Annotated in this window: 16 protein-coding genes; 12 read left to right on the top strand and 4 right to left on the bottom strand. The window is 72.1% G+C overall.

What is annotated here, in order from left to right:
• Positions 1-20 precede the first annotated feature (20 nt).
• A complete protein-coding gene (locus tag OIE49_RS24090; RefSeq protein ID WP_326804096.1) occupies positions 21-2,204 on the bottom strand; it encodes a TerD family protein in 2,184 nt (727 codons plus the stop codon).
• Positions 2,205-2,415: 211 nt separating this feature from the next.
• Between OIE49_RS24090 and OIE49_RS24085 the strand changes: the two genes are divergently transcribed.
• Positions 2,416-3,285, top strand: coding sequence for a class II glutamine amidotransferase (locus tag OIE49_RS24085; protein ID WP_326804095.1), 870 nt, complete (start codon positions 2,416-2,418; stop codon positions 3,283-3,285).
• Between the two features lie 24 nt (positions 3,286-3,309).
• On the opposite strand, the gene ku is transcribed toward OIE49_RS24085, so the two are convergent.
• Positions 3,310-4,374 (bottom strand): non-homologous end joining protein Ku, encoded by a 1,065-nt coding sequence (ku, locus tag OIE49_RS24080; protein WP_326804094.1) that lies wholly within the window; start codon positions 4,372-4,374, stop codon positions 3,310-3,312.
• Positions 4,375-4,485: 111 nt separating this feature from the next.
• Here ku and ligD point away from each other — a divergent pair, with 111 nt between their 5' ends.
• The gene (gene ligD, locus OIE49_RS24075; protein WP_326804093.1) at positions 4,486-5,367 is read left to right on the top strand and encodes a non-homologous end-joining DNA ligase; all 882 of its coding nucleotides are present in this window, start codon (positions 4,486-4,488) and stop codon (positions 5,365-5,367) included.
• A gap of 147 nt (positions 5,368-5,514) precedes the next feature.
• On the opposite strand, the gene OIE49_RS24070 is transcribed toward ligD, so the two are convergent.
• A complete protein-coding gene (locus tag OIE49_RS24070; RefSeq protein WP_326804092.1) occupies positions 5,515-6,327 on the bottom strand; it encodes a nuclease-related domain-containing protein in 813 nt (270 codons plus the stop codon).
• 100 nt (positions 6,328-6,427) lie between these two features.
• Between OIE49_RS24070 and OIE49_RS24065 the strand changes: the two genes are divergently transcribed.
• The 7 genes from OIE49_RS24065 (at position 6,428) to OIE49_RS24035 (ending at position 13,341) form a co-directional block, all read left to right on the top strand.
• Complete coding sequence (locus tag OIE49_RS24065; protein ID WP_100568088.1) at positions 6,428-6,934, top strand: protein-tyrosine phosphatase family protein; 507 nt, start codon at positions 6,428-6,430, stop codon at positions 6,932-6,934.
• Between the two features lie 161 nt (positions 6,935-7,095).
• On the top strand, positions 7,096-7,881 hold the full coding sequence (locus OIE49_RS24060) for a hypothetical protein (protein WP_326804091.1): 786 nt from the start codon (positions 7,096-7,098) through the stop codon (positions 7,879-7,881).
• Entirely contained in the window at positions 7,878-9,185 is a 1,308-nt protein-coding gene (locus tag OIE49_RS24055) for a HAMP domain-containing sensor histidine kinase (protein WP_326804090.1), read from the top strand. The genes OIE49_RS24060 and OIE49_RS24055 overlap by 4 nt, the downstream gene beginning before the upstream one ends.
• 141 nt (positions 9,186-9,326) lie before the next feature.
• Complete coding sequence (locus OIE49_RS24050; protein ID WP_326804089.1) at positions 9,327-9,884, top strand: SH3 domain-containing protein; 558 nt, start codon at positions 9,327-9,329, stop codon at positions 9,882-9,884.
• A gap of 43 nt (positions 9,885-9,927) precedes the next feature.
• Complete coding sequence (locus OIE49_RS24045; protein WP_326804088.1) at positions 9,928-11,289, top strand: FtsW/RodA/SpoVE family cell cycle protein; 1,362 nt, start codon at positions 9,928-9,930, stop codon at positions 11,287-11,289.
• 19 nt (positions 11,290-11,308) lie between these two features.
• On the top strand, positions 11,309-12,778 hold the full coding sequence (locus OIE49_RS24040) for a penicillin-binding transpeptidase domain-containing protein (protein ID WP_326804087.1): 1,470 nt from the start codon (positions 11,309-11,311) through the stop codon (positions 12,776-12,778).
• A 44-nt stretch (positions 12,779-12,822) separates the two neighbouring features.
• Entirely contained in the window at positions 12,823-13,341 is a 519-nt protein-coding gene (locus tag OIE49_RS24035; protein WP_326804086.1) for a DUF3291 domain-containing protein, read from the top strand.
• On the opposite strand, the gene OIE49_RS24030 is transcribed toward OIE49_RS24035, so the two are convergent.
• Positions 13,323-14,435, bottom strand: coding sequence for a ferritin-like domain-containing protein (locus tag OIE49_RS24030; RefSeq protein WP_326804085.1), 1,113 nt, complete (start codon positions 14,433-14,435; stop codon positions 13,323-13,325). The two genes, OIE49_RS24035 and OIE49_RS24030, sit on opposite strands and share 19 nt — an antisense overlap.
• A 152-nt stretch (positions 14,436-14,587) precedes the next feature.
• On the opposite strand from OIE49_RS24030, the gene OIE49_RS24025 reads away from it, so the two are divergent.
• The 3 genes from OIE49_RS24025 to OIE49_RS24015 are packed head-to-tail and all read left to right on the top strand — an operon-like array spanning position 14,588 to position 16,548.
• A complete protein-coding gene (locus tag OIE49_RS24025; protein WP_326804084.1) occupies positions 14,588-15,526 on the top strand; it encodes an AurF N-oxygenase family protein in 939 nt (312 codons plus the stop codon).
• 49 nt (positions 15,527-15,575) lie between these two features.
• Complete coding sequence (locus tag OIE49_RS24020; RefSeq protein ID WP_326804083.1) at positions 15,576-16,235, top strand: TetR/AcrR family transcriptional regulator; 660 nt, start codon at positions 15,576-15,578, stop codon at positions 16,233-16,235.
• On the top strand, positions 16,228-16,548 hold the full coding sequence (locus OIE49_RS24015) for a hypothetical protein (protein WP_199836572.1): 321 nt from the start codon (positions 16,228-16,230) through the stop codon (positions 16,546-16,548). The genes OIE49_RS24020 and OIE49_RS24015 overlap by 8 nt, the downstream gene beginning before the upstream one ends.
• Positions 16,549-16,613: the final 65 nt, after the last annotated feature.

Raw genomic sequence — 16,613 nt, 5'->3', positions numbered from 1 at the left:
GCTGTCCCGGTCCCGCCCTCTCAGCCTCTCGCCGCTCCCTGCCCGGACGGCACCCGGCGCGGTGCCGGGCTGTCCAGGTGGACCACCACGGTCCGGTGAAAGCGGTGTACGGCGTCGTCGACGCTCCGGATGAAACCGGACTGGGCGGTGCCGCGCGTACTGCCCATGCTCTTGAACAAGGACAGGCGGAAACCGGTGATCCGGGTGTCGCCGTCCTTCGGCAGCATGTCAGCGGGCTCCGGGCGGAGCCGTTCCAGCGTGCTCCGCGGGCCGCCGGTCTCCCCGTCGACGAGGGTTTCGACATGGAGGTCCGCCGGTGCCTCGGCCAGGCGCCGCACAAGCCGCTTCGCCCAGGACAGGGGGTGGCCCTGCTCGGGCGCCGGTATGTCGATGGAGGTGCGCAGCCTTCCGGTACGGAGGTCCGCGCTGATCGCCAGGACGCCGGGTGTTCCCTCGATCCGCAGTTCCGCCTGGAGTCTTCCGTCGACGCAGAGCCGGTCGGCGAGTCCGCTGCGGCGCGCTCCCGGATCCGCTCCCCGCTTGGAGCGCTGGACGGGCAGTGCCTTCTGCCCCAGTTCGCCGCCCAGCGCGAGACACACCTGGCGGATGAGCCGTTCCCAGTTCTCGACGACCTCCAGTGCCCGTGGGTCTCCCTGGCACAGGGTCTCGTCGTCGATCCCGTTGCGTACGGGCACCCAGGCCGGGCCCATGTTCTGGAAACCGTGGCAGCCGGAGTTCTCGTGCTGGAGGTAGTGCAGCAACTCCTGGAGGAGCCAGGCGTGCGCCGCGTTGCCGACGCCCTCGTGGCGGATCAACATCTGTGCCTGGTGGGCGACTTCCGCCCACGACAGGTGCCGCAGGGCCACCTTGTGCTTGCGGCGCTTGTCGATCCTGACGTCGACGAGCGGGCTGCCCTCCAGCTCGACGTCGTTCGACAGGGTGATGACGGCCTCGTAGCCGCGGCGCGCGGCGATGTCCATGTACGCCTGGACCTGGTCGGCCCTGAGCGCGTTGCCGTTGGTCTTCGTCTCGACCAGCGCCGTCCACAGCTTGCCGGCCCGCTCGACGCGGATCACTCCGTCGGGGCGCCGCGGGGAGTCGCCGTGCGGCAGGGTGACCTCGGTGAAGGTCTCCATACGGCCGGCGGGCGCCCCGAACGCGGCGGTGAGCCTCCTGCCGAACTCCGGCACCTGCGCCATCACCGAGAGCAGCACGGAGGTCGCGCGTGTCTCACGGTCCCGGTCGCTCTTGAGCGCCGACACCGGGAAGAGCCGGGCCGCCCTCCAGGACTCGTTCTCCGCCAGGGTCTTTCTGGCCGCCCTGGGCAGGGTGACCTTCTTCTTCGCGGTACGAGGCCGTGCGGTCGCCCTGCCCGGCCGGGCGGCGGCGTCCTCGGGACGGCGGGGAGCCGGGACGGTCTCCACGGCCTCCCGCGGACCGGGCTCACCGGCAGGGGTCGTGACCGGAACCGGGGCCGGGGTCGCCGTCACGACCGCCCGGCCCTCGGACGCGGCGTCGCCCTGCGCTTCCACCGTGCCCGCGTCGCCCCGCGCTTCCACCGCCTCGGCGTCGCCCCGCGCTTCCGCCGTGCCCGCGTTGCCCCGTGCTTCCGCCTCCTCGGCGTCGCCCCGAGCCTCCGCCGCCTCCGCCGCCTCCGCGTCGTCCTCGATGTCGACGCCGAAGTCCGTTGCCAGACCGGCGAGTCCGGTGTCGTAGCCCTGGCCGACGGCGCGGAACTTCCACTGCTCCCCGCGCCGGTAGAGCTCGCCGAAGATGATCGCGCTCATCGAGTCGGCGCCCTGCACGGCGAAGCGGAGGAGTTCCTCACCGGCCCCGTCCGCCAACGACAGCCGTACGTCGTCCAGTTCGCCGAAGCACGCTCCGTCGTACCGGCTGGCGGCCACCACCACGCGGTCGATGTCTGAGGGGACGGCGGTCAGGTCGAAGCTGATCCGGTCCTCGTTTCCGTCCGCCGTGGGCGTCTTGCCCAGCAACTGCACACTGCCGTCGGCGGCGACCGGATGGTTGTAGAAGTAGAAGTCGGAGTCGCTGCGCACCTTGCCGTTCGCGTCCAGCAGGAGGACGGACACGTCAGCGTCGCCCTCGCCGGTCGGACTCCCCCAGCCCAGACCGACGATCACCGAACCGACGTTCTCGCTCAGGGCCGCCAGCGTCACATTCGAGCCCTTGCTCATTTCATGCATAATGCCCCCAAAAACGACGCAACCCGGGAACGAGGAGACCCTCGCCCCAGGCGCATGACACGCGACACGGTGTGACGTGTCGCACATGGCTCACTGTAGTCCCCGCGGTGCGATGCGTAAGCGACTGGTCCGGATCTTCACGGAAGGCCCGGTTCGTGACCCGGGGGCGGGGAACTCGGGGAGGGCCGGCCGACAACCGCGGAGGAAGCCGATGTGCCGTCTGTTCGGACTCAGCAGCGCGCCGCGGCGTACTCGCGCCACCTTCTGGCTGCTGGACGCCCCCGACAGTCTCAGCCGGCAGAGTCACCGCGATCCGGACGGCACCGGGCTCGGTTACTTCGCGGCGGACGGCACCCCGCGGGTCGACAAGGCGCCGATCGCCGCCTACCGGGACCGCGGGTTCGCCGAGGAGGCACGGCAGGTGGAGTCCACCACCTTCCTCGCCCATGTGCGGTTCGCCTCGACCGGCAGCCTGGAAGCGCGCAACACCCACCCCTTCGAGCAGGAAGGGCGGCTGTTCGCGCACAACGGGGTGATCGAGGACCTCGACGCGCTCGACGACCACCTGGGCGAGGACCGGTCACTGGTCAGGGGCGACACCGACTCGGAGCGGTTCTTCGCCCTCGTCACCCGCGAGACCCGCGAACACGGCGGCGACGTCACCGTCGGCATCACGCGGGCCGCGCGCTGGATCGCCGGGCATCTGCCCGTCTACGCCCTCAACCTGGTCCTCGTCACCCCGGACCAACTGTGGGCGCTGCGCTACCCCGGCACCCACGAGCTGTACGTCCTCCAGCGCGCGGCGGGCGGCCGGCACGGCACCCGGCACCTCGACCACAGCGGCAGCAACGGGCGGATGCGCGTGCACTCCGAGGCTCTGGCCGCACACCCGGCCGTCGTGGTGGCCAGCGAGCGCATGGACGACAACCCGGACTGGCGGCTGCTGGAGGCCGGCGAACTGCTCCATGTCGACTCCGGCCTGCACACCACCGGCCGGCTCGCCCTGCCCGAGCCGCCGGCCCACCCCCTCACCCTCGACGACCTGCGCCCCGACGCCGCCGCCTCACAGAAGGCCGCGTAGGTCCAGTCGCGCAAGGGGCGGTTCTCACGCCGTGCGTTTGCGGGAGGCCGTCTTCTTGGCCGGGGTCTTCTTCGTCGTGCTCTTGGTGGTCGATGCGGTCTTCTTCGCGGACCGCGACGACTGCGCCGACTGCGCCGTCTTGGAGGTGGACTTCTTCGCGGCGGACGTCTTCTTGGCCGCGGTCTTCTTGGCCGCGGGAGCCGACTTCCCGGTGGTGGCCTTCTTGGCCGCGCCGCCTGCTCGCTTGCCGCGCGGGAGGTGCCTGACCTCGGCCTCCTCCGCCGGTTCCCCGGTCTCCTCCCCCACTTCCTCGCCCCTGGACTGCCTGGCCGCCCGCACACTGTTCTCCAGGGCGGCCATCAGGTCGAGGACCTTGCCGCCAGGGGCGGGTTCGGGAGCCTCGGGGGGCGCCTCGCCGGCGGCCTTCGCGGCGATGACCTCCTCCAGCGCCTCGCGGTACTCGTCGTGGAGATCCTGGAGGTCGACCTCGCCCAGGGTGTCCATGAGGGCGTCGGCGAGGTCCAGCTCCTTGTCCCGGACGGTGACGTCGACGTCCAGGGCCACGCCCTGGGGGGCGCGGATCTCGTCGGGCCAGAGCAGGCCGTGCATGGCGATGACGTCGTCCACCACACGGAGCATGCCCAGTCGCTCGCGGCCGCGCAGGGCGAACTTCGCGATCGCCACCTTCCGGCTGCGCTTGAGGGCCTCGCGCAGCAGGGTGTACGGCTTGGCGGCGGGAGCACCGCTCGCCGCCAGGTAGTACGCGTTCTCCATCTGGAGCGGGTCGATCCGGTCGGCCGGGACGAAGGCCACGATGTCGATCGTCTTCGCGGTGGGCAGCGGCAGGTGGGCCAGGTCCTCGTCGGTGATCGGGACGATGGAGCCGTCCGCGTCCTCGTAGGCCTTGCCGATCTCCGCCTGGGTGACCTCGCGCTCCTCCAGTTCGCACACCTTGCGGTAGCGGATGCGGCCGCCGTCCTCGGTGTGGATCTGGCGGAAGGAGATGGCGTGGCTCTCGGTCGCGTTCACGAGCTTGATCGGGATGCTGACCAGGCCGAACGAGATGGCGCCGTTCCAAATGGATCGCACGGGGAGCACCTTCCGGATCGGATCAGGACGATCTGCTTGGTCTGATTGCGCTGGCTGCCGAGGCTGCTCTGTTTGTTCTGGTTCAAGTAGTTTCCATGGTTTTCTTATCGTATGGCGCCGATCACGGAGGTGGAGGGGCGACGGCTCGCGCTCAGCAACCTGGACAAGGTGCTGTATCCCGCGAGCGGGTTCACCAAGGGCGAGGTGCTGCACTACTACGCGACGACCGCCGAGGCACTGCTGCCCCATCTGCGCGACCGGCCCGTGTCCTTCCTGCGCTACCCGGACGGGCCGGACGGGCAGGTGTTCTTCGCCAAGAACGTGCCGCCGGGTACGCCCGAGTGGGTGACGACGGCCGAGGTGCCGAAGTCAACGGGGGCGGCGCGGATGGTGCTGGTGCAGGATCTGGCGAGCCTCATGTGGGCGGCCAACCTGGTGACCGAGTTCCACACCCCGCAGTGGGTGGTCGAGGCGCCCGCGGAGGCCGACCGGCTGGTGTTCGACCTGGATCCGGGGGCGCCGGCGAGCGTGGTGGACTGCTGCCGGGTGGCGTTGTGGCTGCGGGAGCGGCTGGCCGGGGACGGGATCGAGGCGTACGCGAAGACGTCCGGATCGAAGGGGCTGCATCTGCTGGCCGCGGTGCGGGGGGCTTCCAGCGCGCGGGCGTCCGACTACGCGAGGGGGCTCGCCGTGGAGGCGGAGCGCGCGATGCCCGAGCTGGTGCTGCACCGGATGACGCGGAGTCTGCGCCCGGGGAAGGTGTTCGTCGACTGGAGTCAGAACGCGGCGCGCAAGACCACGGCGGCGCCCTACACGCTGCGGGCGCGCCCGCAGCCGATGGTCTCCGCGCCGGTCACGTGGGACGAGGTGGCGGGGTGCCGGGCGCCGGGGCGGCTGGAGTTCCGGGCACGGGACATCGCGCCCCGGCTGCGGGATCACGGCGACCTGCTGGCGCCCCTGCTGGACCCGGGACGCGCGGCCGCGCTGCCGTGAACGGGAAAACCGGGCCGTGCGGTCACACCCACTCGGGCGGAACCGGCCGTCCGATCACACCCACTCGGGCGAAACCCGGCCGTCCGGTCGACCCCCTGAGCCCGACCGGCCCCTCAGCTCGACCGACCCCTCAGCCCAGCCGCCCTCTCACACCCTCTCCCACGTCCTGCGGTCCCTCGCCATCGCGTGGAGTGCTTCCACGTCCGCCGGTTTCAGCTGGCCGCCCAGGCGGGTCAGGTCCCCGAGGACGGCGAGTTCGAGGACGCGTACGCCCCTGGGCGGCGCGGTGACGTGGAGGGCCGCCGGGTCCGTCAGGACCAGGACGGGGCGCACCTCGGCCGTCAGCGCGTAGGAGGCCCGGTCGGCCCGGCTGCGGAGGTCGCGCAGGAGGGGCGCGGGGTCGTGGCGGCCGAGGACGACCATCGGGTCGTCGATGCGGACGCGCTGCTTGCGGGCGTACAGGGCGTGGACGGCGAAGAGGCCACCCGGGCCGATGACCAGGTGGTGGATGCGGTCGCCGCCGGGCAGCGGAACGGAGTGGAGAGCGTGCCAGCCGGCACCGTCGAGGTGGTCCAGGGCCTCGCCCACCGTCTGCTCGGCGGTCAGGGCGCGGCGGCGCGGGTCCGGGCGCAGGCGGTGGGCGGGGGCGGGCTCGCGGTCGAGGGCGATCAGCAGCGCCTCGCCGGGGCGGTTGGGGGCGAGGTCGTCGTCCGGGTGCAGGCTCAGCCGGGCGAGTTCGGCGGGGGTGGGCACCGGGGGCGGGCCCACCGCGACCGAGCCGGTGAGGAAGGGACCCAGGGCCTGGAGCACCTCCTCCTGCTCGCCCTCGCTGAGGAGGTTGACCCGGGCGGCCTCACGGTCGTACCAGGCGATGTTCCTGCCGTCGGGCCGGCAGACGTAGAGCCGTTCCTGTCCGTGGCGCCAGGTCGGTATGACGCGCAGTCCGCGGTGTCCGCTCATGCACCATCACCCCCACGACCATGGGAACAGGCGGGGTGCTCCCGGGGCAAGAACCCGGCTACCTTTGAGGAGCGGTTGGCAGGGGAGTGGGGAGGCGCCGTTGCGGACCCGCGGGAAACAGCCCGACGTACCGGCTCCGGACAGCCCGTGGAGCGAGGTCGTGCCGGGCCTGTGGATGGGCGGGCACGAGTTCAGGACGCACTCCGGGCGGCTGGAGCTCGCCGTCGTGCGCGATGAGTTCGATCTTGTGCAGACCCTGCTCAGGCTGCCGGGCCACGGACCCGACCCGGGTGTCGAGCACCATGTGTGGCCGATACCCGACGGGCCGCTGGACGGAACACAGCTCGCGGGGGTGATACGGCTGGCCCGGGCCGCCTGCGACGCCCTGGACCAGGACCGCCGGGTCCTCGTGCGCTGCTACTCCGGCTACAACCGCTCAGGGCTGGTGGTCGCGCACGCGCTGGTCCGGCAGGGGCGCTCCTCCGACGAGGCGATCCGTCTGATCCGCGCCCGCCGCTCCCCCTGGGCCCTCCACAACGAGCTGTTCGTCGACTATCTGCGGACGGGCCTGCCGACGGCACGGCTGCTGGAGGAGCTGGCCGAGTAACCGTTTCGCCCGGGCGCCGGACAAGCCGTTCCCCCGGGGGCTCGTACGCCGGAACCGAAAGCCCGTGAGCAAAAGGGACTTCCATACGAAACGAATAGGGTGTACGAGGCTGTCACCCGCGCCGCTCCCTCTCCTCCCGCTCCTCCAGCCACCGGAGAAACGTGTTCCGCAGACGCCCCGCCCTGGCCACCGCCCTGGTCACCCTTCTGACGGCGACGACGGCTGCCTGCGGCGACGCGGGCGGGCTGCGCGGCGCGGGGCCCACGCCGACCGCGGTCAGCCCGGCCCGGCTGTGGCCCTCGCTGCGCCCGGCGGCCAGCCCGGCCTGGCCCTACGACGAGATACAGATCGAGACGGTCAAGGGCGTCACCGCTCCCGGCGACGACATCCGCGCGGTCGACCCGGTTGCCGTCGTACAGGCCGAGGTGACCGCGCATCCGGACGCCTACACGAGCGCCAAGGCGCCGTACCAGGACACGGCCGTCCGGCTGGCGGAGTGCGGCGGGGCGAAGGATCCGTCGCGGTGTCCCGTCATGCGGCCCTACTACCGGGACCTGACCGGTGACGGGCACGACGACATGGCACTGGGCTTCCGGCTGTACCCGACCAACCAGACCGCGGTGCGCGTCTACACGTTCGAGGGGCACCGGCTGGTGCAGGTGTTCGCCAACGACGACGCTGTGATCGGCGTGGAGCTGGCCGGGCGGGCCGTGATCATACGCTCGCCGGCCGGGATCGCCGGGTACGAGTACCGCACCACGTGGTCCTGGGATCCGGAGCAGCGGGCGATGGTGTTCTCGCGCGACGAGTTCCTGCGCACCGGGCGGCACCGGCCCACGCACGCGCGTACCCACGCGCCCCTCCCCTTGTCCCCGCCCCCGTCCGCCGGCAGTCTCTCTCCCTCCCCCTCCTCCCCCGCCGTCTCCTCCTCCGCGAGCGTGCGATGAGGGTCGCGCTTCCCCGGTGGGCCGGGACGCTCGCGGTGAAGGCCGCGGCCTTCATCACGGTGATGTGCTGCGCGCTCGCCGCGCTGCTCGGCGTCCTCGTGCACGTCTCGGTGACCGACCAGACCGTCGGCCAGGCGCGCGCCCTCGCCCTGTCCCGGCTGAAGGACGCCACGACCGCGTTCGAGTCCGGAGACACGCTGCTGCCGGGCGCAGGCGTCGACCCGGAGGGGCTGCCGGAGCGGCTGCGGCGGCTGGCGGCGAACGGGCAGCGCGGCACGATGGTCGACGTGCACCAGGGGCGGCCCACGATGTGGGCGGCCGGGCCCGCGGACCGGGGGCGGACGCTGGCCGTGGCGGTGGACTACTCGCAGCAGGCCCGCACCATCGACGCGCTGGACCAGTCGATCCTGTGGTCGTCGATGCTGGCGATCGGGGCGACGCTGCTGGTCGGCGCGTTCGCGGTGACCCGGGTGACCCGGCGGCTGCACGCCACCGCGCGCGTGGCCCGGCGGATCAGCGCGGGCGACCTGGACGCGCGCGTGCACGATCCGCTGGCGCGGGACGCGTCGCGTCCGCACGACGAGGTGGCCGCGGTCGCCGCGGCGCTGGACTCCATGGCTGCGTCGCTCCAGGGCAAGCTGCTGGCCGAGCAGCGGTTCACCGCGGATGTGGCGCACGAGCTGCGCACCCCGCTGACCGGGCTGCACGCGGCGGCCGAACTGCTGTCACCGGGCCGCCCCACCGAACTGGTGCGCGACCGGGTGGCCGCGCTGCGCACGCTCACCGAGGACCTGCTGGAGATCTCCCGGCTGGACACCGGGAGGGAACGGCCGGCCCTGGACGCCGGGCACCTGAGCTCGGTGGCGGAGCGAGCGGTGCGGGCGGCAGGGGCCGCGGCCGGGGCGGAGACGCAGGTCAGGGTCGTACGGGATGTGTACGTGGAGACCGACCGGCGGCGGCTGGAGCGGGTGCTGGGCAATCTGGTGGCCAACGCGCACGGCCACGGCCGGCCGCCGGTGGTGCTGACCGTCGACGGGCCGGTGGTCAGCGTGCGGGACCACGGCGACGGCTATCCGGAGTACCTCGTGGCGCACGGGCCGCAACGCTTCCGCACGGAGGGCGGCGCGACCGGGCACGGGCTCGGGCTGACGATCGCCCTGGGCCAGGCGGAAGTGCTGGGCGCCCGGTTGGAGTTCGCCAACGCGCAGGACGGCGGGGCGGTGGCGACCCTGACGCTCCCTCAGACACCGCCCGCTCCCTCCGGAGCCCATGCCCCTGCAAGGATCATGCCCGCACCTGAATGACGGCCCGGATGACGGCCCCTCAGACGGCGGCGCCCCGATGGCCCAGTGTGACGGGCCTCCGGAATGCGGTGCTCCTAATGTGGCGGTTAGTCAGCTCAGTCCGGCCTCGATGGGCTTCGCCGCCTCAGGTGGAGGTACTCCATGTCCCTGCGCTCCCCCCTCATCCGACTGGCCGTGGCGGCCGCCACCGGCGCACTCCTCTCCACGGCCGCCGCGGCACCCGCCATCGCCGACGACGGCCGGAGCGGTCACCAGGCAGCGACCCCCCGGCACAGCACGACCCCCGCACACGGCACCACGCCCGAGCACGGCAAGACCCCCGCGCACGGCACCACGCCCGAGCACAGCAAGACCCCCGAGCGCGGCACCACGCCCGCCCACGGCACGACACCCGAGCACGGCACCACGCCCGAGCACAGCACGGCCCGGCAGAACAGCGGCGCCCCCGACCACCCCCGCCCGCGCTTCACCCGGGGCGTCGTCACGGCCCGCGGCGGGCTCGCCCTGCGCACCCGCCCCGACCTCGACAGCCGGGTGCTGCGGCTGGCCCGGCCGGGCCGGCTCGTGTGGATCTTCTGCAGGACCCTTGGCGAGCCGGTCGACGGCACCCGGGTGTGGTACCTCCTCTCGGACGGCGTCTGGGCGTGGGGCTCGGCGCGGTACATCGCCACCATCGGGCCCACGCCACGCTGGTGCTGACCAGCAGGGCGGACAGGCCATGCCTTTTGGGTAGGTTCCGGACATGACCCAGGCCGGAATCCCCGTGGCAGCGGCCGCCCCGTCCGCGCCCGCCGCCCGCCTCCCCCGGCGCCGCGGTGTCGAACTCTCCCTCATCGTCCTCGCCGTCCTGCTGCCGGTGTGCGGCTACTGCGCCGTCGGCCTGGCGAGGAACGGCACCGTCCCGCCCGGCGCCGCCGGCTACGGCGCCGGGCTCGGCGTGCTCGCGCTGGTCGCGCACATCGCGGTGCGCCTGTGCGCGCCGTACGCCGACCCGCTGCTGCTGCCCATCGCCGTCCTGCTCAACGGGCTGGGCCTGGTGCTGATCTACCGGCTCGACCTGGAGACACCGGGCGACGAGGCCGCCCCCGCCCAACTGGTGTGGTCCACGCTGGGTGTGGGGCTGTTCATCCTGGTGGTGCTCGTGCTGCGCGACCACCGGTGGCTGCAGCGCTACGCCTACCTGTGTGTCGCCTCCACGCTCGTCCTGCTCACGCTGCCCATCCTCTTCCCCGCCGTCAACGGCGCCCGGATCTGGATCCGGCTGGGCGGGTTCTCCATCCAGCCGGGCGAGTTCGCGAAGGTGCTGCTCGCGGTGTTCTTCGCCGCGTACCTGGCCGCCAACCGCGGGGCGCTGGCGTACAGCGGCCGCCAGGTGTGGCGGCTGCAACTGCCCACCGGACGGGTGCTGGGGCCGGTGGTGACGATCTGGCTGCTGAGCGTCGTCGTCCTGGTCCTGGAACGCGACCTCGGCACCTCGCTGCTGTTCTTCGGCCTGTTCGTCATCATGCTCTACGTGGCCACCGGCCGCACCGGCTGGATCGCGGTCGGACTGCTCCTCGCGGCGGCCGGCGCGGTCGCCGTCGGCCGGCTGGAACCGCACGTGCGCAGCCGGTTCGGTGAGTGGCTGCACCCGTTCGCGTCCATCGAGGCCGGTGAGGGGCCCGGCCAGGTGGCGCAGTCGCTGTTCTCGTTCGCGGCGGGCGGGTTGACCGGCACCGGCCTCGGCCTCGGCCACTCCACCCTCGTCGGCTTCGCCGTCAAGTCGGACTTCATCCTGGCCACCGCCGGGGAGGAACTGGGTCTGGCCGGGCTGTCCGCGGTCTTCCTGCTGTACGCACTGCTCGTCGAGCGCGGCTACCGGGCGGGCCTCGCCCTGCGCGACCCCTTCGGCCGGCTGCTCGCGATCGGGCTCGCCTCGCTCGTGGCGCTCCAGGTGTTCGTGATCGCGGGCGGGGTGACCGGCCTGATCCCGCTGACCGGTCTCGCGATGCCGTTCCTGGCACAGGGCGGCTCGTCGGTCGTGACCAACTGGACGATCGTGGCGCTGCTGATCCGGGTGAGCCATGTGGCGCGCTGGGAGTACGACGGGACGCTGGCCCCATGACCGGTGAGGAGGGGGTCCGTTGACCCGGTGCATCCGGCACGCCGCGACCTTCTGCGTGGTCCTGCTGGTGGCGCTCCTGCTGAACGTCGCCTGGTTGCAGGTGCTCCGGAGCCCGGCCTACAGCGGCAATCCGGCCAACCGCCGCCCCACCATCGCCCGTTACCAGCAGCCGCGCGGCGAGATCCTGGTCGGTGGCCGGCCGGTCACCGGCTCCAAGGACACCGGGGAGCAGCTTCGCTTCGAACGCACCTACACGGACGGGCCGTTGTACGCGCCGGTGACCGGCTTCGCCTCGCAGCTCTACGGGACGACGTTCCTGGAGCACTCCGAGGACGGGGTGCTGTCGGGCTCGGATCCGATGCTCGCGGGGTTCGGGCCGTGGCGGGGCTTCGCGGGCGGGCGGAGCCCGGGCGGCAACGTCGTGACGACGATCGATCCGGCCGCCCAGCGGGCCGCGTTCGAGGGGCTGGGTGGCCGCAAGGGAGCGGTCGCGGCGATCGAGCCGACGTCGGGACGGATCCTGGCGCTGGTGTCCACGCCCTCGTACGACCCCTCGCTGCTGTCCGGGAACAGGCCGGCGGTGTCGGCGGTGTGGGCGCGGCTGAACGAGGACCCGGAGCAGCCGATGCTGAACCGGGCGGTGCGGCAGACATATCCGCCGGGGTCGACGTTCAAGGTCGTCACCGCGGCGGCCGCGCTGGACGCGGGCGTGGTGCGGGACCTGGACGAGCCGACCGACTCCCCCGACCCGTACCAGCTGCCGGGCACGACGACCTGGCTCTACAACGAGGCCGACGACTGCCGGGACGCCTCCCTGCGGCATGCGTTCGAGTGGTCGTGCAACACGGTGTTCGCGAAGCTGGGCGTGGACGTGGGCGTGCGGAGGATGCGGGCTGCTGCGGAGGGGTTCGGCTTCAACGACAAGGGGGTGAGGATTCCCTTCTCGGTGTCGCCGAGCACCTTCGACACCCGGGTGGACCGGGCACAGCTCGCCCTGTCGTCGATCGGCCAGTACAACACGCGGGCCACTCCGCTGCAGATGGCGATGGTGGCGGCGGCGGTCGCGAACGGCGGGCAGGTGCGGACGCCGTACCTCGTGGAGCGGACCACGCGCCAGAACGGCGGCACCGTGTCCGCGGCCGGCTCGCGGCCCGCCCGGCAGGTGATGCGTCCGACGACCGCGGCTCGGCTTCGGGAGCTGATGGCCGACGTGGTCACCGAGGGAACCGGCGGGAACGCGGCGATCCCCGGGGCCGTGGTGGGCGGCAAGACGGGCACCGCCCAGCACGGCCTGGGCAACGCCGGTACGCCGTACGCCTGGTTCGTCTCCTGGGCGCGGAACGACGACGACATGGCACCGAGGGTCGCGGTCGCCGTGGTGGTGGAGGACGCGTCCGCGCGGCGGGGCGACATCAGCGGCGGCGGTACGGCGGCGCCGATCGCCAAGGCGGTGATGGAGAAGGTGCTGCACGCGCCGCCCGCAAAGTGAGACGGGGGTGCCGGGAGCGGCCGGGGCCGTCCTACCGTTCGGGCATGACGACTCCGGCATCGGTGTACGAACTCGCCCAGGTCAACATCTCCCGCCTCAACGCCCCATTGGACTCGCCCCGGTTGAAGGACTTCGTGGACGCGCTCGACCCGGTGAACGCCGACGCGGAGACCGCGGACGGTTTCGTCTGGCGGCTGAAGAGCGACTCGGGCAACGCGACGGACGTGGCGGTCTTCGGTGACGCGTGGCTGATCGTCAACATGTCGGTGTGGCGGGACACGAAGGCCCTGACGGCCTATATGTACCGGGGCCGGCACCGGGAGATGCTCGCCCGCCGCCGGGAGTTCTTCGAGCGGCCGACGGAGGCGGTCACCGCGCTGTGGTGGGTTCCGGCGGGTCACCGTCCCACGGTGGCGGAGGCGGAGGAACGGCTCCTCCACCTCCGTGAACACGGTCCGGCCGAGTACGCGTTCACCCTCCGCGCGACGTTCCCGCCCCGGCGTGCGGTGCCGGTGACCGGCGGTGTGCCCGAGGGGTCGGGTGATCAGCCGGTGAGGCGCTGACCCTCCTCGATCGCCTCCTCCACCTCCGCGACCCGCTCCCGCTCCTCGACCGCGAAGCGTTCCGCGTCCAGCTTCTCGGCGATCTCCTCGTCCTGGGCCATGAGCTGGTCCAGGCTGGAGTCGCCCATCTCGAAGACGCCCATGTCGACGTAGGCCTGCTGGAGGCGTTTGCCCCACAGGCCGATGTCCTTGACGCAGGGGACGATGCGGCTGAAGAGCAACTGGCGGAAGAGCTGGAGGAATTCGGAGCGCTCGCTGAGCTCGTCGGCCTCCGCCCTGGGGATGCCGAAGTTCTCCAGGACCTCCACGCCGCGCAGGCGGTCGCGCATCAAGTAGCAGCCCTCGATGACGAATTCCTCGCGTTCGCGCAGTTCCGCGTCGGTGAGCTGCCGGTAGTGGTCGCGCAGGGCCATGCGGCCGAAGGCCACGTGCCGGGCCTCGTCCTGCATGACGTAGGCGAGGATCTGCTTGGGCAGCGGCTTGTTCGTGGTGTCGCGGATCATGCCGAAGGCCGCCAGGGCCAGGCCTTCGATCAGCACCTGCATGCCCAGGTACGGCATGTCCCAGCGGCTGTCGCGGAGGGTGTCGCCGAGGAGGGACTGGAGGTTGTCGTTGATCGGGTAGAGCATCCCGATCTTCTCGTGCAGGAAGCGGCCGTAGATCTCGGCGTGCCGGGCCTCGTCCATGGTCTGGGTCGCGGAGTAGAACTTGGCGTCCAGGTCGGGCACGGACTCCACGATCCGCGCAGCGCAGATCATCGCGCCCTGCTCGCCGTGCAGGAACTGGCTGAACTGCCAGGCCGCGAAGTGGCGGCGCAGCTCGCCCTTGTCCCGGTCGGTCATCTTCGCCCAGTACGGGGTGCCGTAGAGGGTCATCGCCTCCTCTGGAGTGCCGAGCGGGTCGTACGGGTCCACCTCCAGGTCCCAGTCGATCCGCTTCTGCCCGTCCCACTGCTTGTCCTTGCCCTTCTGGTAGAGGGCGAGGAGGCGGTCGCGGCCGTCGTCGTACTCCCAGCTGAAGCGAGCCGCGCCGGTCGCGGGGACCTGCCAGTGCGAGTCACCCGGGTTCCTGGCGTACAGGTCGTAGGTCGGCATACTCCGCAGGTTCACATGTAGACGCTGAGTCAACAAGTCGTGCGCGAGGCATTGACGGGCTTGCTGACAGGCAGTCTCATAAGAGACGGAGAACCTGACCGCCGGGTAACCGGCCGAGCCGGCCACATCCCGTACGACGAGGTGGGACAGCCATGACGACCGTGACGGAAGACGGCGCGCTCGCGGGCCTGCGCGACGCGCTGGGCCTGCTCAAGGACCGGGAGCAGGTGGCCGAGCGGCTGCTCGCCTCTTCCGCCAGGCACTCCTTCGACCCCGACAAGGAACTGGACTGGGACGCGCCCTTCGAGGAGGGCAAGTGGTTCTGGCCGCCGGAGCTGGTGTCCCTGTACGGCACGCCGCTGTGGAAGCGGATGGGCGAGGAGCAGCGCATCCTGCTGTCCCGGCACGAGGCCGCGGCGCTCGCCTCCCTCGGCATCTGGTTCGAGCTGATCCTCATGCAGCTCCTCGTACGGCACATCTACGACAAGGCGGCCACGAGCGCGCACGTGCGGTACGCGCTGACCGAGATCGAGGACGAGTGCCGGCACTCGAAGATGTTCGCCCGCCTGATAGCGCGCGGCGACACGCCCTGGTACCCGGTGAGCCGGACGCACCAGAACCTCGGCCGGCTCTTCAAGACGATCTCCACGACCCCCGGCTCCTTCACCGCGACCCTGCTGGGCGAGGAGGTCCTGGACTGGATGCAGCGGCTGACCTTCCCGGACGAGCGGGTGCAGCCGCTCGTCCGGGGCGTCACCCGCATCCACGTCGTGGAGGAGGCCCGCCATGTCCGGTACGCCCGCGAGGAGTTGCGCCGGCAGATGGTGACGGCGCCGAGGTGGTCGCAGGAGTTCACCCGGATCACCTCGGGCGAGTTCGCCCGGGTCTTCTCGATCGCCTTCGTCAACCCCGAGGTGTACACGAACGTGGGCCTCGACAAGCGGGAGGCGATGGCCCAGGTGAAGGCGAGCGGCCACCGGCGGGAGGTCATGCGGACGGGAGCGAGGCGGCTGACGGATTTCCTGGACGACATCGGCGTACTGCGCGGAGCGGGCCGCCGCCTCTGGCAGGCCTCGGGCCTCCTGCCCTGAAAAGCGCGGGCCCGGGTGGCGGCCGGGGCGGGCGATTACGCTGCTGGTCATGAGCCCTGCCGCGTCCAGTCCCGCGTACCGTCGCCTCAGTGTCGAGGAGCGGCGGGCCCAGTTGCTCGACACGGCGCTGTCGCTCTTCGCGCACCGGGCACCCGAGGAGGTGTCGCTGGACGACGTGGCCGAGACGGCGGGGGTGTCGCGGCCGCTGGTGTACCGGTACTTCCCGGGCGGCAAGCAGCAGCTGTACGAGGCCGCCCTGCGATCCGCCGCCGAGGAGCTGCGGCACTGCTTCGACGAGCCGCAGGAGGGCCCGCCGCTGCCCCGCCTCGCCCGCGCCCTGGACCGCTACCTGGCCTTCGTCGACCAGCACGACGCCGGGTTCACCGCGCTGCTCCAGGGCGGCAGCGTGGTGGAGACCTCCCGGACGACGGCCATCGTGGACGGCGTGCGCCGGGCCGCCGCCGAGCGGATCCTGAGCCATCTGGAGGTCGCGGACCCCGGCCCCCGGCTGCGCATGACCGTGCGGATGTGGATCACGGCCGTGGAGGCCGCCTCCCTGATCTGGCTGGACGAGGAGAAGCAGCCGCCCGCCGAGGAGCTGCGGGACTGGCTGGTCGAGCAGTTCGTGGCCGTGCTGACCGTGACCGCCGCCCGGGACGCGCAGACCGCCGAGCTGGTGGGGCGCGCCCTGGCGCAGGCGGATGGCTGACACTGGTGCCGTGAAGAGCGAAAACACCCCCTTCGAGGGCGGCCCGATGGACGGGCGGGTGCTGCCCGTGCTGGTGGGGCCCACCGGGAACCCGCCGAAGACCTACCGCATCCCGGTGCCGGACGCCGCCGGCGGTCCGCCGACCGTGCTCGTCTACCGGCGGGTGCCGCGCGGGCACAGCAAGCGCCTGGGACTGCCCAGGGGGTGGAAGTACGAGTTCGATCCCGAGGGCAGGAGCGGCGGCCGGCTGAAATGGCCGTGGTCCAAGCCGGAGCCACGGGGCGGCGGCGAGCCCGACACCACCGGCGGGTGACGTCGTTGCGCCGTACGGCGCACCAACAGCACAGAAAGTCGGTTCATACGTCGAATCCTCACGTG

Origin of the sequence: Streptomyces sp. NBC_01788 (genome assembly GCF_035917575.1) — a bacterium.
Lineage (GTDB): Bacteria > Actinomycetota > Actinomycetes > Streptomycetales > Streptomycetaceae > Streptomyces.
The sequence above is the reverse complement of the archived record's forward strand: the minus strand, read 5'-3'. Positions and strand labels throughout refer to the sequence as shown.